This is a genomic window from Sediminimonas sp., assembly GCF_024637375.1.
GTDB lineage: Bacteria > Pseudomonadota > Alphaproteobacteria > Rhodobacterales > Rhodobacteraceae > Sediminimonas.
In genome coordinates this window covers 17,446-36,027 of record NZ_JAGXFK010000060.1, presented here as the reverse complement: position 1 = coordinate 36,027, position 18,582 = coordinate 17,446, and the positions used below count along the sequence as shown (strand labels likewise).

21 protein-coding genes and 1 tRNA gene are annotated in these 18,582 nt (G+C 68.0%); 17 read left to right on the top strand and 5 right to left on the bottom strand.

Going from position 1 to position 18,582, the window contains the following annotated elements; translation table 11 throughout:
- Positions 1–957, top strand: a 957-nt coding sequence (gene rpoD, locus Q0L89_RS10200; protein ID WP_296764589.1) for an RNA polymerase sigma factor RpoD, incomplete at its 5' end; no start/stop codon positions are given.
- A gap of 7 nt (positions 958–964) precedes the next feature.
- Positions 965–1,243, top strand: coding sequence for an HlyU family transcriptional regulator (locus tag Q0L89_RS10195; RefSeq protein WP_296764587.1), 279 nt, complete (start codon positions 965–967; stop codon positions 1,241–1,243).
- Positions 1,244–1,293: 50 nt separating this feature from the next.
- On the opposite strand, the gene Q0L89_RS10190 is transcribed toward Q0L89_RS10195, so the two are convergent.
- On the bottom strand, positions 1,294–1,572 hold the full coding sequence (locus Q0L89_RS10190; protein ID WP_296764585.1) for an acylphosphatase: 279 nt from the start codon (positions 1,570–1,572) through the stop codon (positions 1,294–1,296).
- Positions 1,573–1,727: 155 nt separating this feature from the next.
- On the opposite strand from Q0L89_RS10190, the gene rmuC reads away from it, so the two are divergent.
- From rmuC to ribD, 5 genes are all read left to right on the top strand, one after another.
- Positions 1,728–3,158 carry a DNA recombination protein RmuC gene (rmuC, locus tag Q0L89_RS10185; protein ID WP_296764583.1) on the top strand — a complete coding sequence of 477 codons (1,431 nt, stop codon included), beginning with the start codon at positions 1,728–1,730 and terminating at the stop codon, positions 3,156–3,158.
- Between the two features lie 2 nt (positions 3,159–3,160).
- A complete protein-coding gene (locus tag Q0L89_RS10180; RefSeq protein ID WP_296764591.1) occupies positions 3,161–3,580 on the top strand; it encodes a secondary thiamine-phosphate synthase enzyme YjbQ in 420 nt (139 codons plus the stop codon).
- Between the two features lie 79 nt (positions 3,581–3,659).
- Complete coding sequence (locus tag Q0L89_RS10175) at positions 3,660–4,130, top strand: hypothetical protein (RefSeq protein ID WP_296764582.1); 471 nt, start codon at positions 3,660–3,662, stop codon at positions 4,128–4,130.
- Positions 4,131–4,268: 138 nt separating this feature from the next.
- Entirely contained in the window at positions 4,269–4,736 is a 468-nt protein-coding gene (nrdR, locus tag Q0L89_RS10170; RefSeq protein ID WP_296764580.1) for a transcriptional regulator NrdR, read from the top strand.
- Entirely contained in the window at positions 4,733–5,824 is a 1,092-nt protein-coding gene (ribD, locus tag Q0L89_RS10165; protein ID WP_296764578.1) for a bifunctional diaminohydroxyphosphoribosylaminopyrimidine deaminase/5-amino-6-(5-phosphoribosylamino)uracil reductase RibD, read from the top strand. The genes nrdR and ribD overlap by 4 nt, the downstream gene beginning before the upstream one ends.
- Before the next feature lie 186 nt (positions 5,825–6,010).
- On the opposite strand, the gene Q0L89_RS10160 is transcribed toward ribD, so the two are convergent.
- The 3 genes from Q0L89_RS10160 to Q0L89_RS10150 form a co-directional block, all read right to left on the bottom strand.
- Positions 6,011–8,059 carry a capsular polysaccharide biosynthesis protein gene (locus Q0L89_RS10160; RefSeq protein ID WP_296764576.1) on the bottom strand — a complete coding sequence of 683 codons (2,049 nt, stop codon included), beginning with the start codon at positions 8,057–8,059 and terminating at the stop codon, positions 6,011–6,013.
- 10 nt (positions 8,060–8,069) lie between these two features.
- The gene (locus tag Q0L89_RS10155) at positions 8,070–9,203 is read right to left on the bottom strand and encodes a polysaccharide biosynthesis/export family protein (RefSeq protein ID WP_296764573.1); all 1,134 of its coding nucleotides are present in this window, start codon (positions 9,201–9,203) and stop codon (positions 8,070–8,072) included.
- Between the two features lie 98 nt (positions 9,204–9,301).
- Entirely contained in the window at positions 9,302–10,633 is a 1,332-nt protein-coding gene (locus tag Q0L89_RS10150) for a capsule biosynthesis protein CapA (RefSeq protein WP_296764571.1), read from the bottom strand.
- Positions 10,634–10,769: 136 nt separating this feature from the next.
- Between Q0L89_RS10150 and Q0L89_RS10145 the strand changes: the two genes are divergently transcribed.
- From Q0L89_RS10145 to Q0L89_RS10110, 8 genes are all read left to right on the top strand, one after another.
- Positions 10,770–11,357, top strand: a complete 588-nt coding sequence (locus tag Q0L89_RS10145) for a riboflavin synthase (RefSeq protein ID WP_296764569.1) — start codon at positions 10,770–10,772, stop codon at positions 11,355–11,357.
- 130 nt (positions 11,358–11,487) lie between these two features.
- On the top strand, positions 11,488–12,459 hold the full coding sequence (locus Q0L89_RS10140) for an MBL fold metallo-hydrolase (protein WP_296764567.1): 972 nt from the start codon (positions 11,488–11,490) through the stop codon (positions 12,457–12,459).
- A gap of 85 nt (positions 12,460–12,544) precedes the next feature.
- On the top strand, positions 12,545–13,687 hold the full coding sequence (gene ribB / locus Q0L89_RS10135) for a 3,4-dihydroxy-2-butanone-4-phosphate synthase (protein WP_296764564.1): 1,143 nt from the start codon (positions 12,545–12,547) through the stop codon (positions 13,685–13,687).
- Complete coding sequence (locus tag Q0L89_RS10130; protein ID WP_296764561.1) at positions 13,687–14,238, top strand: 6,7-dimethyl-8-ribityllumazine synthase; 552 nt, start codon at positions 13,687–13,689, stop codon at positions 14,236–14,238. Before ribB ends, Q0L89_RS10130 begins: the two co-directional genes overlap by 1 nt.
- Entirely contained in the window at positions 14,235–14,726 is a 492-nt protein-coding gene (nusB, locus tag Q0L89_RS10125; protein ID WP_296764558.1) for a transcription antitermination factor NusB, read from the top strand. The genes Q0L89_RS10130 and nusB overlap by 4 nt, the downstream gene beginning before the upstream one ends.
- Before the next feature lie 50 nt (positions 14,727–14,776).
- On the top strand, positions 14,777–16,444 hold the full coding sequence (locus tag Q0L89_RS10120; protein WP_296764556.1) for a BCCT family transporter: 1,668 nt from the start codon (positions 14,777–14,779) through the stop codon (positions 16,442–16,444).
- A 101-nt stretch (positions 16,445–16,545) separates the two neighbouring features.
- Positions 16,546–16,875 (top strand): hypothetical protein, encoded by a 330-nt coding sequence (locus tag Q0L89_RS10115; protein ID WP_296764554.1) that lies wholly within the window; start codon positions 16,546–16,548, stop codon positions 16,873–16,875.
- Between the two features lie 351 nt (positions 16,876–17,226).
- Positions 17,227–17,682, top strand: coding sequence for an MmcB family DNA repair protein (locus tag Q0L89_RS10110; RefSeq protein ID WP_296764551.1), 456 nt, complete (start codon positions 17,227–17,229; stop codon positions 17,680–17,682).
- Here Q0L89_RS10110 and Q0L89_RS10105 read toward each other — a convergent pair.
- Positions 17,672–17,860, bottom strand: coding sequence for a DUF6324 family protein (locus Q0L89_RS10105; RefSeq protein ID WP_296764548.1), 189 nt, complete (start codon positions 17,858–17,860; stop codon positions 17,672–17,674). The genes Q0L89_RS10110 and Q0L89_RS10105 overlap by 11 nt on opposite strands.
- Positions 17,861–17,964: 104 nt before the next feature.
- On the opposite strand from Q0L89_RS10105, the gene Q0L89_RS10100 reads away from it, so the two are divergent.
- Complete coding sequence (locus Q0L89_RS10100; protein WP_296764545.1) at positions 17,965–18,447, top strand: GNAT family N-acetyltransferase; 483 nt, start codon at positions 17,965–17,967, stop codon at positions 18,445–18,447.
- Between the two features lie 44 nt (positions 18,448–18,491).
- Positions 18,492–18,568, top strand: a tRNA-His gene (locus Q0L89_RS10095).
- The last annotated feature ends 14 nt before the right edge of the window (positions 18,569–18,582 follow it).

The window sequence follows — 18,582 nt, the reverse complement described above, 5'->3', positions numbered from 1 at the left end:
GTGCCGCGCGAGGAGTTCCTCAAGCAGTATCAGGGTGAAGAACTCGACCCCAACTGGTCGCGCCGCGTCGGCCGCCTCGGCAAATACGGCTGGCGCGAGTTCGTCGCCCAGGACAAGGACACGATCCGCGACCTGCGCACCGAGATCCACGGGCTCGCCTCCGACACCGGCCTCAAGATCCCCGAGTTCCGCCGCATCGTCCACATGGTCCAGAAGGGCGAGCGCGAGGCGCGCCAGGCCAAGCGCGAGATGGTCGAGGCCAATTTGCGCCTGGTGATCTCGATCGCCAAGAAATACACCAACCGCGGCCTGCAGTTCCTCGACCTGATCCAGGAAGGCAACATCGGGCTGATGAAGGCGGTCGACAAGTTCGAGTACCGCCGCGGCTACAAGTTCTCCACCTACGCCACCTGGTGGATCCGCCAGGCCATCACGCGCTCGATCGCCGACCAGGCGCGCACCATCCGCATTCCCGTCCACATGATCGAGACGATCAACAAGATCGTGCGCACCGGGCGCCAGATGATGCACGAGATCGGCCGCGAGCCGACGCCGGAGGAACTGGCGGAAAAGCTCTCCATGCCGCTGGAGAAGGTGCGCAAGGTGATGAAGATCGCCAAGGAGCCGATTTCGCTGGAGACGCCGGTGGGCGACGAGGAGGACTCCCATCTCGGCGATTTCATCGAGGACAAGAACGCCGTTCTGCCGCTGGATGCCGCCATCCAGGACAACCTCAAGGAAACCACCACGCGGGTGCTGTCCAGCCTCACCCCGCGCGAGGAACGGGTGCTGCGCATGCGCTTCGGCATCGGCATGAACACCGACCACACGCTTGAGGAAGTGGGCCAGCAGTTCTCCGTCACCCGCGAGAGGATCAGGCAGATCGAGGCCAAGGCGCTGAGAAAGCTCAAGCACCCCAGCCGCAGCCGCAAGCTGCGGTCGTTCCTGGATCAGTGAGGGTCGCATGTCCATTCTGTCGCGATTGCTGGGAAAACACGCCAAGCCCGAGGCGCGGGCCGAGGTTTCCGAGACCTACAAGGAATTTCGCATCATCGCCGCGCCGCAGCCCGACGAGGGCGGTTACCGCGTCGGCGCCCGCATCGAGAAGGAGATCGGTGGCGAGGTGAAGGTGCATCGCCTCGTGCGGGCCGACACCGTCCGCGGGCTTGACGAGGCCGAGGCATTTTCGATCCGCAAGGCGAAACAGATGATCGACGAGCAGGGCGAGGCGATTTTCCGGTAGGTTCCCGCGCCTGGCATCGCGGTTCCCGGTGCCACCGCCCGGAAACCCGCTCAGCCCACGATCTCGAATTCTTGCGCGCCCTCCGGGGTCGCGGTGACCTTTTCGATGTCCGTCACGCGGGACATGGGCGGGCCGCCGCGCAGGTCGTTGATCAGCCCGTGCACGGCGCCCTCTGGCCCTTCGAGGTGGGCGCTCACGGTACCGTCAGGCATGTTGCGCACCCAGCCCGTGACCTTGCGGCGACGGGCGGCCCGCTGCACGAACGCACGATAGGAAACGCCTTGCACCTGGCCCGAAACGCGCACGTCGATGGCGATAATCTCGGTCATGCGGTCACCTCTGGGTCGCTCTCCAATTCCACCATACGAAAGGGTTTGGCGCAAGGCTCCTGAAGGGGCCCTGCCGCGACCGCCCGCGATTGAGGGTTGACCCTCTGGACATAGCGTGAACATTCTCGGGGCCGTCACAACGTCAGGAACCGCCGATGCCCGACCTTCCCGCCCTGGATATCCTGTCGATAGCATCTCTGGGGGTGGCCGCGGTCGTGCTGGCATGGCTGCTTTGGGCGTTGCGGCGCGCCGGTGCGTTGCGCGCCGACCTGGCGCAGGCGCGCACCGACCTGGCCCGCCTGGAAGAGCGCGCGAGCGCCGCCGAGCAGCGCGAGGCCGACACCGCCGCCTATCGCGCCCAGATCGAGGAACGGGCCCGTCGCACCCACGACGAGTTGCGCACCGCGCTGGATGCCGAGCGCCGCGAGGTCGCGCAGCGCGACACCCGCATCGGCGAGCTGAAAACCACGCTCGAAAAAGAGCGCGAGGCCGGCGAGGAGCAGCTCAAGCTGCTCCGCTCGGTGCGCGAGGACATGGAGGCGCGCTTCAAGGCACTGGCCGATCAATCGGTCAGGACGCAGGGCGAAACGCTGTCCAGGCTCAGCCAGGAACGGTTGGAGGCGCTGCTCAAACCCTTGCGCGACAATGTCGGCAAGTTCGAGGTCGAGTTGCGCAGCGCCCACCAGGGCGCCGCGAAGGAGCGCGAGCGCCTCAAGGCCGAGATCGCGCAGCTTTCGGCCCAGTCGCAGGCGATCTCCGAACAGGCGGTCAACCTCACCCGCGCGCTCAAGGGCGATACCCGCCAGCAGGGCGCATGGGGCGAGATGATCCTGACCGGGTTGCTGGAACGCTCGGGCCTGCGCGAGGGCGAGGAATATTTCACCCAGAGCCACGCCACCGACGAGGACGGCCGACGCTACCGCCCCGACGTGGTGGTGCGCCTGCCCGGGTCCAAGAACCTGGTGATCGACTCGAAGGTCTCGCTGATTGCCTACGAGCGCGCCGTCAACGCCGAAATCGACGAGGCTCGCGCGCTTGCCCTGCGCCAGCACCTGACCGCGATGAAGGCGCATATCGACGGGCTGTCGTCGAAGGCCTATCACCGGGTCGCTGGCGAGACGGTCGACTACGTGGTCATGTTCCTGCCGATCGAGGGGGCGCTGTCCGAGGCGCTGCGCGCGCAAGGCGACCTGACCGGCTATGCGCTGGAGCGCAACGTCACCATCGCCACGCCGACGACGCTGATGATGGCGCTGCGCACCATCGAAAACGTCTGGGCGGTCGAGCGGCGCAGCCGCAACGCCGAGGAAATCGCCGACCGTGCCGGGCGCCTGTATGACAAGGTGGCGGGCTTCGTCGACGCGATGCAGGATGTCGGCACCCGCCTCGACCAGGCATCGAAGGCGCACAGCACCGCGATGAACCGGCTGTCGACCGGCTCGGGCAACGTCATCCGGCAGGTCGAACAACTGCGCGAGCTGGGGGCCAAGTCCAGCAAGACCATCGCCCTGCACGGCGAGGAGGGCGACGCCATCGCGGATCAAGGCGCCACAGACCCGCCGACCGGGGAGGACGATGCACAATGAGCGTGCAGACCGGCTTCACCGTCGATACAGCGGGGCCGGGCCTTTACGAGATCACGCCGCGCATCGCCCGCTGGCTGTCGGGGCAGGGCGGCGACGGGGTGCTGACATTGTTCGTGCGCCATACCTCGTGCAGCCTGCTGGTGCAGGAAAACGCCGACAGCGACGTGCAGGCCGACCTGCGCGCCTTTTTCGACCGGCTGGTACCGCCGGCCGACGATGCGCGCATGCACTACCTTCGCCACCGCGCCGAGGGCCCCGACGACATGCCCGCGCATATCAAGGCCGCGATGATGCCGGTCAGCCTGTCGATCCCGGTCGATGCCGGGCGCATGTGTCTTGGCACCTGGCAGGGGGTTTACGTGGTCGAGCACCGCGCCGCGCCGCACACCCGGCGGATCGCCGCCCACCTGGCGCGGGGGTAGACCGCGTGTTTTGCATTGCCGGCGCGACGCCCTACATAGAGGATTGACTGCCTCGCCGTTGCTTCAGGAGGATGCCGGAATGAAGCCGATTGCTGCCCGGAAACAAGCGGCTCACGCCGCTCTCGCGGCCCTGCTCGCCGCTGCGCTCGCCGTTCCGGCGCTGGCGGCCGAGGGGCGGTTCACTGCATCGAACCTGCTGCGCGTCTACCCGCTGCCGCGCGCCGGCAGCTTCGAGGTGATCTCGTCGCGCGGCGCCGGCCCCGGCCAGATCTGGTGCGCCGCGGCGGAATACGCGCAGGCGCGCACCCGTCCCGATTTCAGCCGCCGGATGTATATCTCGCGGCCGCTCTCGGTCAGCGCGAACGAACCCCCGCGCAAGGGCGTCGCGTTTACCCTTGCGCCCGATGCCGATCTTCTCGATGGCCCGACTCCCAACAACAGCGGGCTGACCCTTTCGGTAAAGCAGCGCGGTTTCAACCTGACGGTCAACCACGCCAACGCGATGTGCGGTGCCTTCCGCGATACACCCGATTGCCCGCTCTGCCCCTGACCTGATCCGCGCGCCGTCCCATCATCTGGCGGTCGTAATTCTGCCCTACCCAAAACCTGGCGCCTGGCCTATAGTGGCTGTGGACAAGAGGGGTGCGCCCCCCACGCCGAGGCAGAGACGACAACGAGGGGATCGGCCATGCGCTGCCCGTTTTGCGGAAACATGGATACACAGGTCAAGGATTCTCGGCCCGCCGAGGACCACGTCTCGATCCGACGGCGGCGCTTCTGCCCGGCCTGTGGCGGGCGGTTCACGACCTACGAGCGCGTGCAACTGCGCGATTTGGTGGTCGTCAAGTCCAACGGGCGGCGCGAGGATTTCGACCGCGACAAGCTGGAACGATCGGTGCGCATTTCGTTGCAAAAGCGTCCCGTCGAACCCGAACGGATCGACCAGATGGTTTCGGGAATCGTGCGGCGCCTGGAAAGCATGGGCGACACCGACATCCCCTCCAAGGTGATTGGCGAGATCGTGATGGCAAGCCTGGCCCGCATCGACACCGTCGCCTACGTGCGCTTCGCCAGCGTCTACAAGAATTTCCAGGCGGTCGAGGATTTCGACAAGTTCGTCTCCGAACTGCGGCCGAACGTGGCCCCCGACGGGTGACCGACGACGCGCGGTTCATGGCGCTGGCGCTAAGCCTGGGCCGGCGCGCGCAGGGCAATGCCTGGCCCAACCCTGCGGTCGGCTGCGTCGTCGTGCAGGGCGGGCGCATCGTTGGGCGCGGCTGGACGGCGCCGGGCGGGCGCCCCCATGCCGAGCCACAGGCGCTGGAACAGGCTGGCGCGGCGGCGCGTGGGGCCACGGCCTATGTAAGCCTTGAACCCTGCGCGCACCACGGCCACACCCCGCCCTGCGCCGAGGCGCTGATCACTGCGGGCGTCGCGCGGGTCGTCGTCGCCGTCGAGGACAACGACCCGCGCGTGTCGGGGCGCGGCCTTGCCATGTTGCGCGAGGCCGGGGTCGCGGTCGCCACGGGCGTGCTGGCCGATCAGGCCGCGCACGACCTGGCCGGTTTTTTCCTCAACCGTTCAGACGGGCGGCCCCGGGTGACGCTCAAGCTGGCCAGCAGCTTCGATGGCCGCATCGCCACCGCTACGGGCGAAAGCCGGTGGATCACCGGCGCCCCCGCGCGGCGCGCGGTGCATGCGATGCGCGCAGCCCACGATGCCGTGCTGGTGGGCGGTGGCACCGCCCGCGCCGACGACCCGATGCTGACTGTGCGTGGTCTCGGGCCTGTGCCCCAACCGGTGCGGGTGGTGGCCTCGCGCCGGCTTGATCTGCCGCTCGATGGACGCCTTGCGCAAAGCGCGGGCGAGGTGCCGCTATGGCTTTGCCATGGCGACCGGGCCGACCCGATGACCCGTGATGCGTGGGCGGGACTGGGTGCGCGGCTCATCGAATGCCCCGCGCATGCCGGCGTGCTCGACCCGGCGGCGATGCTGCGCGCGCTTGGTGCGGCGGGGCTCACGCGGGTATTCTGTGAAGGCGGCGGTGCGCTGGCCGCCTCGCTGCTCGCGGCAGGGTTGGTGGATGAACTGGTGGGCATCACCGCTGGCATCGCGCTGGGCGCCGAGGGTCAGCCGACGGTAGGCGCGCTGGGGCTCGAACGGCTGGCGCACGCGCCACGTTTCGATCTGGTCGAGTGCCGCCCCCTGGGGTCGGACGTGCTGCACCGCTGGCGCCGACGCTGAGCCTGCCCGCGCATCTTCACTTTTCCCGAAATACTCCCGCCGGAGGCGTCCGGGCCTATCCGCTCGCCTGCCGCCTGCAATGACGCGGCACCTCGTGGCCCGCACCACCGAGCCGGCGCCCAAGGGGCGACGGCGAGAAGACCTGCGCGCGGCGCAGCCGCGCACCGAATGAAAACACCACCGCCATCAGCGCCACAGATGCGCCTGGCTTGCCAGCAGGCCCTGTGCCTTTGCCAGCGCCCTGATCGCCACCCCGCCGCGTGCGTGCACCCGGTCGCGCAGCCGCTCGACCACCACTTCCACCGGGCAGGGCAGGCCGGTTATCGGGTCCATGTAGCGCGGGTAGTCGATCAGCGCGGCGTGGACCAGCCCCGACAGCGCAGGCCGGGCTTGTCGGCGCGGCAAGGCGGGACCGCGATGATCGGTCAGCCCCCAGCCGGCATAAAACGGCGCGCCGAGCGTGACCACGTCCACGCCGCGCAGCAGCGCCTCGAACCCCAGCAGCGAGGTCATGGTCCACAGTTCCTGCACCTCGGCCAGCAGCGCGACCGGATCGGCATGGTGCGCCACGGCGTCGGCCAGGTCCTCCGCCGCGCCTGGCGGAAGGGTGCCACGCCGCAGTCCGGCCTCGACATCCGGATGGGGCTTGTAGACGATCACCGCGTCGGGGTTCGCGGTGCGGGCCGCCCGCAACAGCGCCAGGTTCGTGGTTACCGGCGGGGTCGTCCCGGCAAGGATCGAGGCGTCGTCCTCGACCTGGCCCGCGACAAGAATGCGCCGGCCCTCGGGCAGCGGCGGCATCGCCCCGCCCCGCAGGTTGTACTTGCTCACCCCGTCGCGGCGCAGCGTCGCGATCAACGCTTCGGATCGCGCCGCCTGGTCGGGCCGCAGCGCGGCACGCGCGGCGATGAGCCGCTCCAGCCGGCTTTCGCGACCAGGGTCGTAATAGATGCCCAGATCGTCGCAAACCAGCGACAGCGGCGCAACCAGATCGGCCCCCAGACCGCCGGAGCGCAGGAACCCGTCTTCGACGCGCACCGCGTCGTCATCGCCCGGCCCGGCGCGCCCGGCCCAGACCATCGCTCGGCGATCGTCACGGATGCGTTTGTGCGGGGGGGCGCTTTCGAACCGCACCGCGCGCACGCTGCCGAAAAAGCGGTCGAGTGCCCCGCGTTTCCACAACCGCATGCCGCGCGCGCGCCAGCCGAAACGATCCTCGCGCCAGGCGCGGGTCTCGGCGGCAAGCTGTGAGATCGCCTCTTCGAGCGAACACAGCCGGTCGCGGCACGGGTCATACCAGACGGGATAGAGGATCATCGCCGCGGCGAACATCTGCGCGCGGGTCAGCCGGCGCTGGCGGCGGGGCAGGGGGGTCGCGTCCTGGCTCAACCCCCAGCCGGCGTAGAAGGGCTGGCCGAAGACATGCGGGCGATGCCCGGCCATGATCGCCTCGAACCCCATGTGCGAGGACACGGTATAGACCGCCACCGCGCCTTCCAGCAGCGCGTGCGGGCTGACCGGAGCGTCGCACAGGGTGATGCGCGCGGGGTCGGTGGCAACGTCGCGGGCGCCGTAATAACCGGGGCGCGCGCCGCGTGCGGTTTCGGGATGGGTCTTGATGACGATCCGCGCGCCGGGGTTGTCGGTGCGCGCAAAGGTCAGCATCTCGGCAAAGGTGTTTGCGCCTGCCCCGCTCAGGCGCACCGCGGCGTCGTCGCGGGTCTGGTCGATGACCAAGACATAGCCCGGCGGCGGCGGCTCCTGCGCCGGATCATGGGCATTGTACTTGCTCAGATCCGCCTCGCGCAGCCGCGCCATGGCCGCGCGCGCCCGTGCCAGCAGCGCGCTGTCGTCAAGCGGGTGCTCGGCCAGGATGCGTTCAAGCCCTGAAGGCTGGCGCGGGTCGTAATGCATGCCGCTGCCGTCCAGCACCAGCCCCAGCGGCGGGCCACCGCGCAGGCGGCCGGGATGGACCGAGCGCAGGAAGGCATCCTCGATGCGCAACAACTCCGCCCCGCTGCGCCGCGCCATGAATTCGCCGCGCGCGGCGCGGGGGGCATGCCCCCACACGGCGACCATGTCGTCGATCCCGGGCCAGCCTACCCGCAGCCGGTAGCCGGCCAGTTCGAGGATGCGCCGCACGCGACGCTGCGTCAGGAAACCGCCGCTCGCATGATAGAGCGGTCGCGGCGCCCCGTCCGCGGCCCGGTTGGTATCGGCGCGGCGGCGGATCATCGTGCGGCGGTCAGTTGTCGGTCGCGTTCGAGAGCGTGTTGACCGCCCCGAGCGAGCCGGTGAGCGCCGAAATCGCCTTGTTCCACTGGGTGAAGGGCGCCTCGGTCACGTAGAGCGTGTCGCCGTCGCGCACCGCGAAGTCGCGCGCCTGGAACATGCCGTTGGGCTTGGTCAGGTCCAGCACGTAGATCAGGCGTTGCGCCCCTTCCAGGTCGTTGCGGCCCAGAACCTGGTTGGCGATCTCGGCCGGTTCGTTGCGCATGATGAACACGCCGGTCGGGTCGGCGGCATTGGCCATCAGCCCGCCCACCTGCGCGATCGCCTCGACGCCGGAAAGCGTCTGGCTTTCGAAGGGGACGCGCGCCTGCGCCCCGGTGGCGCCGAGCGCGGTGAACGAGCGCTTGTCGCCCTCGACCAGGATGCGGTCTCCGGGGCGCAGCGCGATGTCGAACTCGGGGTGGTCGTAGAGATCCTCAAACCAGACCTTGCCGCGCTTGTCGCCGCGGATCACCGTGACTTGGGCGATCTCGGGCTTGATCGTCACGCCGCCGGCTTTGGCCAGCATCGCCGCGAGCGTGCGGGTGGGCCGCTCGATCGGGTAGACGCCCTGTCCGCCGATCGCACCAACCAGCGACACGGTGGCGCCGTCGCCGGCAAGCCGGCGCACCTCGACCTGCGGGTCCGGGGTTTGCGCGCCCAGCTTTTCGGTGATGATGCGGCGCAGGGCCTCGGGCGAGTTGCCAGCGGCGCGGATGCGGCCCGCATAGGGCACGAAGATGAACCCCGCGCCATCGACCTGCACCTGTTCGAGCGCGGTGAAATTGGCGGTGTCGCCGGACAGCAGGCCGTCATCGACGTTTTCCCAGATCGTCAGACCGAGGATGTCGCCGGGCCGGATCGTGTCCGACCCCAGTTGCCCGGCGCGCTTGAATTCCTCGGAAAAGCCCAGGGCGGGCACCACCGAGGTGGCACGGGTCACCCGGTCGTTGACCGACACGACGAACGCATCGCCCTCGCGTTGCACGGAGCCGGCGAAGATTTCGCGTTTGTTCGGGCCCACGCGGGGCAGGCCGCAGGACGCGACGAGCGCCACGATGACCAACAGGGCGACGGACCGCGCCGGGCGGCTGGCAAGGGTGTTCACTGCTCGGTCTCCTCGACCTGTTCGTTGTTCTGCCTCGGCTTTTTGTCGCAACACTACCGTATCGCAACGAGAAAATCCAGTAGCAGGGTTCGGCTTCGTCAGCGCACCAGCTGCAACTGTTGCCGCTGCGCCGCTTTGCCCGTGGCCAGCGCCTCGTAGGGGTCCGCGTCGCACAGCATCATGTCGACGACATGGCGCAGCAATTGCCGGCGTCCGCGGGCCGAGTAATAGCCCCCCGGCACCTGGCTGGTGTCCAGCAGATAGCGGCGATAGGCGTCGTAGGCGCGCCGGTCGGGGTGGCGCGGGGCGGCGAAGAACTCGGCCAGCGGCTGGTCCGAGACGAATTCCGCCTTGGCATAGACCGCGTCGCCGAAGGCCTTGAGCGGCAGGCCGCGCCACAGCACCTGCTGCCCGGCCGTCGAGTTGATGGTGACGGCGCTGCGCGCCTCGTCGAGAAGCTGCGCCAGCTTGCCGCCCAGCAGGAAATGCACGCGCCCGCCGACGCCCGCCGCGGCGGCACGGCGGGCGATCTCGCGGCGCAGGTTGACGCGCCCGTCCTCCAGCGGATGGGCCTTGATGACGAGGTGGTGATGCGCCGGCGCGCCGTGCGCGAAGCCGTCGATCACCAGGTCGAGGAACTCGGTCATCGAAGAGAACGGCGAATGGGCGCGAAAGCTGGCGTCGTGTTCAAGCTGCAACAGCGCGACATGGTAGGGAAAGCGCCCCAGCCGGATACGCAGCGTGGTCAGGCGCCGCTCGACGGCATGGAACGGCATCAGCAGGAGCCGCCGCAGGTAGAGGCGGAACTCGCGGCTGACCGTCAGGTCGCGGTGCGGGCGGAAGTTGCGGTAGCCTCGATTGGCGCACATCACGAACCAGTGGTAGAGCGCGCCGTAGAAGATGTGCTCGCGCATGTCGCCCCACAAGGCCGGCGCGGCGGGGGCTTCGGTATCGCTGTGCGCCAGCGCCTCGCGCATCGCCTCCACCGACATCTGCATCAGCCGCGAATGGCCGTTCGAGCCGCCGCGCTCGTAGCTGACCCAGTAGGGGCGCAGATACCCTTCTTCGAAGACATGCACCCTGAGGTCGCGCTGCTGCGCGATCTCGCGCGCGCGGGCATGAATGGCGCGGGTATCGCCGTAGAGGACGATATCGGTGATGTCGTGGGAATCGAGCAGCGCCGACAGAGTGGCGGGCCAGTCCTCGGCCCGGCCGCGAAACGGGATGTAGCTGGCCCCGTGCGGCCAGAAGACGCGGTCACCGGCGTTGAAGCCCACGCGCCAGGCCCGCGCCCCGGCGCGGCGCAGCATGGTGGCGAGCTGGTGAAAGAACGGGCCGTGCGGGCCTTGCAGGAACAGGAAAGCCCGCCCGCCGGGGGATTCCCCTGGCGTGGTGGCATCCGTACCCGTTGCGCGGCGATCGTCCCTCATGCGGCCTGATTAGCCGCTCCACGGGACAAAAGTAAGGCGCAACCTTGACGAATCTTGCCACGCGCGGCTGACAGGGCTACCTGACGGGCGAAAGCGGTCGTGCTTCGGGCCGCCCATCACCACGGAGGCAAAGGCCATGTTCACCGGCATCATAACCGACATCGGCACGGTGCGGTCGCTGGAAAACCGCGGCGACCTGCGCGCCCGGATCGGCACGCACTACGACATGGAAGGCGTCGATCTGGGCGCCTCGATCGCCTGCGACGGGGTATGCCTGACCGTGGTCGATACCGGGCCGGACTGGTTCGATGTGGACATCTCCGCCGAGACGGTGGCGCGCACCAATCTGGGCGGATGGGCCGAGGGGCAGCGCGTCAACCTCGAACGCGCGCTGAAGGTCGGCGACGAACTGGGCGGGCATATCGTGTCGGGCCATATCGACGGGCTGGCGCAGGTGGTCGCGGTGACGGACGAGGGCGACAGCACCCGCGTCACCCTGCGCGCGCCGCACGACCTGGCCCGGTTCATCGCGCCCAAGGGGTCGGTCGCGCTCAACGGCACCTCGCTGACGGTGAACGAGGTCGAAGGCTGCGAGTTCGGGGTCAATTTCATTCCCCACACCAAGCAGGTCACCACCTGGGGCGACGTTGACGCGGGCGACGCGGTGAACCTGGAAATCGATACGCTGGCGCGCTACGTGGCGCGGCTCAAGGAAATGGGCTGAGGCGAAATGGGCTGAGGCGAGATGGGCTGAGGCGAGATGGGCTGAGGCGCCGCGAATATATTCACGAAATGCGTTGCGTTGTGTGGCACACCGCCTATCCTCGGTCCCGTCCGAGAAGGAGGATATCGACATGACCCTATTGCGACCCAAACGCCGCGACATCCTGAGACTGGCCGCGATGGCGCCCGCCTTTGCTCTGCCCGCCGCGGCGCGGGCGACCCTGGGCGCGCCGGCCAAAGCCAACCCGAGCCATTATCGTTTCACCATGGGTGAGGCGGAACTGACCGTGGTTTCGGACGGATATTTTTCGCTGCCCACCGATGGCACCGGGGTCAACGCCGACCCCGAAGAGGTGCAGGCCTTCCTGCGCCGGCATTACCTGTCGGCCGAGATGGGCTATTCCCACACCAACCACCTCGTCATCGACCTTGGCGAGGCGCGGGTGCTGGTCGATGTCGGCTCGGGCAACCGGTTCCTGCCCACCACGGGGCGGCTGATGGACAATCTCGGCGCCGCGGGCATCGACCCCGGCAGCATCACCCATGTGGTCATCACCCATGCGCACCCCGACCATATCTGGGGCGTGCGCGACGGCTTCGACGAGGCGATCATCCCCGGCGCGCGATACTTCATCGGCGAGGCCGAGCATCGCTACTGGACCCAGGACGACCTGGTCAACCAGGTGCCGGCCGAGGATCAGCAATTCGTGCTGGGCGCGGTCAACTCGATCAACGTCGACGGTGCCGACTGGGTGCTGGCGCGCGATGGCCACGAGGTGGCGCCCGGTATCCGCATGGTCGACACGCCCGGCCATACACCGGGGCACATGAGCGTGGTCGTCGAAAGCGGCGGCAAGCAGTTGATGGCGCTCGGCGACGCGATGACGCATTCGCTGCTCAGCTTCGCGCGGCCGAAATGGTATAACGGGTTTGACTCCGATGGCGAGATGGCGGTGACGACGCGGATGCGGCTGCTGGACATGGCCGCCGCCGACGGGATCGCGGTTCTGGGTTACCACTTCGCCTTCCCCGGTGTCGGCCATGTGCTGCGCGAGGCGGATGGCTACCGTTTCCTGCCGGCGTTGTGGCGTTTCCGCGGTTGAACCGCGGCGCCGCATCGGCACAGGTTTGACTGGCAATCCGGGGCGCGACGGGCTATCTGGCGGGGCGTCAACGCAAGGGTATCCGATGTCCGACAGCACTCCCTACGAACACCCCGGCCCGGTCGAGGACGCGCTGCGCGCGGCGATCAGCCCGATCGAGAACATCATCGCCGCCGCGCGGTCGGGCGAGATGTTCATCCTTGTCGACCACGAGGACCGCGAGAACGAGGGCGACCTGGTGATCGCGGCGGAATTCGCCGATCCGCGGGCGATCAACTTCATGGCCACCTACGGGCGCGGCCTGATCTGTCTGCCGATGACGTCCGACCGGATCGACAGGCTGGGCCTGCCGATGATGGCGGTCAACAACTCGTCGCGCCACGAAACCGCCTTTACCGTGTCGATCGAGGCGCGCGAGGGGGTGACCACGGGCATATCGGCCGCCGACCGCGCGCTGACCGTTGCCACCGCGATCAACGAGCAGAACACCATGGCCGACATCGCGACGCCGGGGCATGTTTTTCCGCTGCGGGCGCGCCAGGGCGGGGTGCTGGTGCGTGCCGGCCATACCGAGGCCGCGGTCGACATCGCGCGGCTGGCGGGGCTGAAACCGGCCGGCGTGATCTGCGAGATCATGCGCGACGACGGCACCATGGCGCGGCTGCCCGACCTGGTGGATTTCGCGCGCGAACACGCGCTGAAGATCGGCACCATTTCCGATCTGATCGCCTATCGCCACAAGCACGACAACCTGGTGCGCGAAGTGCGCAGCGAAACCGTCACCTCGGCCTATGGCGGCGAATGGCGGATGCGCATCTTTGCCGATGTGATCAGCGGCACCGAACACGCGGTGCTGACCAAGGGCGACGTCACCGATGGCCGTCCGGTGCTGGCGCGCGCGCACGCGCTCAACGCGCTTGAGGACGTTCTGGCCATCGGCCTGTCGGGTCCGGCGCAGAAGCTGCCCCGCGCGATGCAGATCATCGCCGACGAGGGCCGCGGCGCGGTGTTCCTGTTCCGCGAGCCGCGCCCCGGCCTGATGCGCGCCGAGGACGACGACGGCCCACGCACCGTCAAGCACACAGGTCTGGGCGCGCAGATCATGTCCACCATGGGCCTGCACGAGCTGATCCTGCTGACCGACAGCCCCGACACGCGCTACCTGGGCATCGACGCCTACGGCATCACCATCGTGGGCACCCGCCCGCTGAGCGAAGGAGACGCATGATGGCGACAAGCGAATCCCATGACGGCCTGCCGCGCCCGAAGTTCGACGAGCCCGTGAAACTGCTGATCGCGGTGGCGCCATTTTACCGCGACATCGCCGACAACCTGCTGGCCGGCGCCCGCGCCGAGATCGACGCCGCCGGCGGCAGCTTCGAGACCGTGGAAGTGCCCGGTGCGCTGGAGTTGCCGGCAGCCATCGGCATGGCCGGCCGGATGCGCGATTTCGACGGCTTCGTGGCGCTTGGTTGCGTGATCCGCGGCGAGACGACGCATTACGAGACCGTGTGCAACGACAGCTCGCGCGCGCTGACGCTGCTGGGCTTGCAGGGGTTGTGCATCGGCAACGGCATCCTGACCGTCGAAAACCGCGAACAGGCCGAGGTGCGTGCCGATCCGGCGGCGCAGAACAAGGGCGGCGGTGCCGCCGCGGCCGCCTTGCATCTGGTCGCGCTTGCCCGTAAGTGGGGCTCGCCCCGTTCCGGGGTCGGATTCCAGACCGGGCCGGCCCCCGCAGCCGCGGGCCACCAGAGCAAGGGCACCAGCACCTCATGACCAGCGAAGACGATCGGCCGCAGGAACTGTCGGGCAATCTCAGGCGCCGGATGAAATCCGCCGCGCGGCTTTACGCCGTGCAGGCGCTGTTCCAGATGGAGCATTCGCAGCAAAGCAGCGAGTCGGTGCGTGCCGAATTCCTGGCTTACCGCTTTGGCGAGTCGCATGACGGGGCCGAGTTGCTGGACGGCGATGTTGACCTGTTCGGGCGTATCCTCGACGATGCGGTGAACTGGCAGTCGCGGATCGACCGGATGACTGACCGCGCGCTGGTCGCCAAGTGGCCGATCGACCGGATCGACCCGACGTTGCGGGCGCTGTTTCGCGCTGCCGGGGCGGAACTGGTTGCCTCGGACACGCCGCCACGGGTGGTGATCAGCGAATATGTCTCCATCGCGCGTGCCTTTTTCCCCGAGGGCAAGGAAGGCGATTTCGTCAACGCCATCGTCGACCACATGGCCCACGCGGCGAAACCCGAGGCATTCTGAACGCGCGCGGAATCCGGGCGTCGTGAACTGCAAGGCACGGGACACGTTGGATGAAGACGCTGTTGCGGACGATTCAAGGCACTCTGGGCGATGTCGGGCGGGTGTTCCGGGTGTCGATCCTGATCGTGGTGGCGTTTGTCGTCGCGGCGGCCATCGCCCCAAGCGCAGTGCAGCGCGGTGCGCAGGCCATCCTGCACGCCACGGCGGCCAATGTCGGATGGATGTATCTGCTGGTCACCACGGTTTTCGTGGGGTTCGTGCTCTATCTGGGGCTGTCGCGAGCCGGTAGCATCCGGCTGGGTCCAGACGACGAGGCGCCCGAGTTTTCCTACCCAAGCTGGCTGGCGATGATCTTTTCCGGCGGCATGGGCGTGGGGCTGGTGTTCTGGGGCGTGGCCGAACCGATGATGCATTTCAACGACCCGCCGCTGGGAACCGGGTTGCCGCGCACCCAGGTGGCGGCGCAGGCGGGGATGCGATATGCCTTTTTCCACTGGGGCCTGCATCAATGGGCCAGCTTCGCGCTGGTCGGGCTGGCGATCGCCTATGTCCGCTTCCGCCACCAGAGCCGCGGCCTGATCAGCGAAACGCTACGCCCGCTTCTGGGCGCGCGCACCGACGGCGGCTGGGGCGAGGCGGTGGATATCCTCACAGTGGTTTCAACGGTGTTCGGTGTGGCCACGACGCTGGGCCTTGGCGCCTTGCAGATCAACAGCGGGCTGGCGCGCCTTACGGGGCTGCCATACGGGTTCGGCGTTCAACTGCTGATCCTCGGGGTTGTGGGGGCGTTGTTCATGCTGTCGGCGACGACGCCGCTGGATCGCGGTGTGCGGGGGCTGAGCAACCTCAACATGGCGCTGGCGGGCCTGCTGCTGCTGGTGGTGCTGTTGCTGGGGCCGACCAGCTTCGTTTTCGGCGTGATGACGCAGACCCTGGGCGAATACCTTGGCAACGTGGTGCAGATGAGCCTTGTCACTAGCCCCTATTCGGGCGGCGAATGGGTCGAGCAATGGACGATCTTCTACTGGGCCTGGGGGCTTAGTTGGGCGCCGTTCGTGGGCAGCTTCATCGCCCGCATTTCGCGCGGGCGCACGATCCGCGAGTTCGTGCTGGGCGTGATGGTGGTGCCGGTGGCGTTGAGCATGCTGTGGTTCTCGACCTTCGGTGGCGCGGCCATCCATTTCGAGATATTCGAAAACGCCGGCATCGCCGACGCGGTGGCGCGCGAGGTGCCGGCGGGGCTGTACGTGATGCTCGACCAGTTGCCCGGCGGTACGCTGTGGGCGGTGCTGGCGATCCTTCTGGTGACCATGTTCCTTGTCACCTCGGCCGATTCGGCGACCGTGGTGCTGGGCATGTTCACGGCCCGCGGCGTGCTCAGCCCGGCGGTCTCGCTGCGTCTGATGTGGGGCGTGACGCAGCTTATGGTGGTTGTCGTGCTGCTGCTCAGCGGCGGGCTGGAGGGTCTTCGCACGGTGTCGATCATCGCGGCCTTCCCCTTCATGCTGCTGATGTGCGGGGTTGCGGCGGCGCTGTTGCGCGACATCCACGAGGATTTCGCCCAGCAGGACGAGAAAGCACGCCTTCTGGAGCGCCGGATCGAGCGGCTTTTGCTGCGCGAGGCCGAACGGATCGCCGCCGAAGAGGCGGCCGAGCGCGCCCACCCGAACGCCCCCGACTGCGATGCGCCCGCGTCCGGCGATGCGAGCGGGGGCTGAGCGCGGTTCCGCCACAATTTGGCGCAGGGGCGGTGCGGCGGGTTGTAATATGCCGCATGCACGATACGTTTGAGAGACACCCGAACCGACGGAGCGACCCGATGCCCAAGCTCATCCGCCTTTATATCACCCATGTCATTATCGGCTATGCCATCGCGGCGGCGTTCGTGGCGATGCTGCTTTACTTCAACGTCGCCAACCTGTGGCACCTCGTGACCCATTCCGACGTGGGGCTGCTTGCGGTGTTCATTCTGTGGTTGTCCAACGGCTTCGTGTTCGCGGGGGTGCAATTCGCCATCGCGGTCATGAACCTCAAGGACAGCGACGATGACGACCACGGCGGCAAGCGCGACGCGATCCGCGTCGATCTGACCCGGCTGGTGCCGGTGCGCGCCGCGGCCAAGGCCAAGGCCACGGGCAAGCGCCGCTGAACGCGGCCGCACATACGAGATGACGTAGCAATGCGCGCGCCGGGGGGCAACCTTGGCGCGCTTTCGTTTGCCCTGTCGGTGCCGTCCTGCGGCGCGACGGTGTCCTGCGTGGATTGGGCGGCGGGCCCGCAGCGACCGTGTGGTTAGCGCATTCCCGAGAGCCTGCGAGTACAGGTGGGCGCCGGGTAATCAGACCAGGGCCTGAACAGAGCCAGCTCCCTCGGAAGTGATTAAGGCCACTGGAATGTAACCGTTCACGCGAAGAGCAGAACCCGCCTGAGTCCTAGGTAATGTGCAGCGCCCCTATCGGCAAGGGCTTGCATGTGTTCGTGTTTCGTTCATATTCGGGTCATGTCGAACGCGCCCATGCCATCCCCGCGCCCCGGTGTCGTTCTGGCCCGTGGCGTCGCCCGCGCGCTGGATGGGTTCGGATTCGCCAGCGTCGAGGAATTCACGCCCGCGCGCGGGCTGCGCGTAGACGTGATGGGCCTTGGCCCGAAGGGCGAGTTGTGGGTGGTCGAGTGCAAGTCGTCGCTGGCCGATTTTCGCGCCGACGGTAAATGGCAGGGCTATCTGCCGTGGTGCGACCGCTTTTTCTGGGCCGTGGACGATGCCTTTCCGCAAGAGGTGCTGCCCGAGGATACCGGCCTCATCGTGGCCGACAGCTTCGGCGCCGAGATCCTGCGCATGGCACCGCAATCGCCGTTGGCCCCGGCCCGGCGCAAGGTGCTGACGCGCAAGTTCGCGGTCCACGCCGCGCGGCGGCTGCACGCCCTGCGCGACCCGCAGTCGCGGATCAACGGCTGAGCTTGCGCGCGCCCGCAGCAGCGGCGCGAATTTCCTCGGCGATGTCGTCGGCCTCGTCGGGGGTGAAATCCATCGGGATCTCGGTGCCGTCGGCCTCGATGAACAGACGCACCATGCCCACGTTGGTGGGGCCGATGCGCAGGTTGGCCTCGATGTCGCGTTCGGTGTCGATGCCCATTTCCGGTTCTCCTTCTGGCGGCGCGGGGCAGGCCGGCCCCTCCGCGCAAAGGCGCTAGCCGCTTTGGCCTTGATTGACAAGTATCGCGCGGCAATCATGCGGGCATGGATACGGTCAGCCTGCACACGTTCACCCCCGACGACGCCGAGTGGCTGATTGACCAGCACGCGGCGCTTTATGCCAGCGACGAGGGGTTCGACGCCACCTTCGGCACCCTGGTGAGCGGCATTGTCGAGGCGTTCATCGCCCACCACGATCCGGGGTCGGAACGCGGCTGGATCGCCTGGCAGGGGGCGCGGCGTGTCGGCAGCATCTTCTGCGTGCGCCACGACGACACCAGCGCCAAGCTCAGGCTGTTCCTGATCACCCCCGAGGCGCGGGGCATCGGGCTGGGCCATCGGCTGCTGGATACCTGCATGGCCTTTGCGCGCGACTGCGGGTATGCCCGGATGCAATTGTGGACCCATGAAAGCCACCGCGCCGCCTGCGCGCTTTATGCCGCCCATGGCTGGCGACTGACCGCATCGCGCCCGGTGCGCAGTTTCGGCGTTGATCTGGTCGAACAAAGCTGGGAAATCGACCTCTAACGCCCTTGCATTCGCATCGGAGGGGCGATAAATCGCCCTCCAGAGCCGCCTTAGCTCAGTAGGTTAGAGCGCTGGATTGTGGATCCAGAGGTCCCCCGTTCGAGCCGGGGAGGCGGTACCACTCCCACTTGCGAC

Coding starts and splice junctions, on each gene's coding strand:
- Q0L89_RS10195 (WP_296764587.1), top strand. CDS start 965: ATGTCCATTCTGTCGCGATTGCTGGGAAAACACGCCAAGCCCGAGGCG.
- Q0L89_RS10160 (WP_296764576.1), bottom strand. CDS start 8,059: ATGATCCGCCGCCGCGCCGATACCAACCGGGCCGCGGACGGGGCGCCG.
- Q0L89_RS10150 (WP_296764571.1), bottom strand. CDS start 10,633: ATGAGGGACGATCGCCGCGCAACGGGTACGGATGCCACCACGCCAGGG.
- Q0L89_RS10110 (WP_296764551.1), top strand. CDS start 17,227: ATGTCGAACGCGCCCATGCCATCCCCGCGCCCCGGTGTCGTTCTGGCC.
- Q0L89_RS10175 (WP_296764582.1), top strand. CDS start 3,660: ATGAAGCCGATTGCTGCCCGGAAACAAGCGGCTCACGCCGCTCTCGCG.
- ribB (WP_296764564.1), top strand. CDS start 12,545: ATGTCCGACAGCACTCCCTACGAACACCCCGGCCCGGTCGAGGACGCG.
- nusB (WP_296764558.1), top strand. CDS start 14,235: ATGACCAGCGAAGACGATCGGCCGCAGGAACTGTCGGGCAATCTCAGG.
- Q0L89_RS10105 (WP_296764548.1), bottom strand. CDS start 17,860: ATGGGCATCGACACCGAACGCGACATCGAGGCCAACCTGCGCATCGGC.
- nrdR (WP_296764580.1), top strand. CDS start 4,269: ATGCGCTGCCCGTTTTGCGGAAACATGGATACACAGGTCAAGGATTCT.
- Q0L89_RS10145 (WP_296764569.1), top strand. CDS start 10,770: ATGTTCACCGGCATCATAACCGACATCGGCACGGTGCGGTCGCTGGAA.
- Q0L89_RS10190 (WP_296764585.1), bottom strand. CDS start 1,572: ATGACCGAGATTATCGCCATCGACGTGCGCGTTTCGGGCCAGGTGCAA.
- Q0L89_RS10120 (WP_296764556.1), top strand. CDS start 14,777: ATGAAGACGCTGTTGCGGACGATTCAAGGCACTCTGGGCGATGTCGGG.
- Q0L89_RS10130 (WP_296764561.1), top strand. CDS start 13,687: ATGGCGACAAGCGAATCCCATGACGGCCTGCCGCGCCCGAAGTTCGAC.
- Q0L89_RS10140 (WP_296764567.1), top strand. CDS start 11,488: ATGACCCTATTGCGACCCAAACGCCGCGACATCCTGAGACTGGCCGCG.
- rmuC (WP_296764583.1), top strand. CDS start 1,728: ATGCCCGACCTTCCCGCCCTGGATATCCTGTCGATAGCATCTCTGGGG.
- Q0L89_RS10100 (WP_296764545.1), top strand. CDS start 17,965: ATGGATACGGTCAGCCTGCACACGTTCACCCCCGACGACGCCGAGTGG.
- Q0L89_RS10115 (WP_296764554.1), top strand. CDS start 16,546: ATGCCCAAGCTCATCCGCCTTTATATCACCCATGTCATTATCGGCTAT.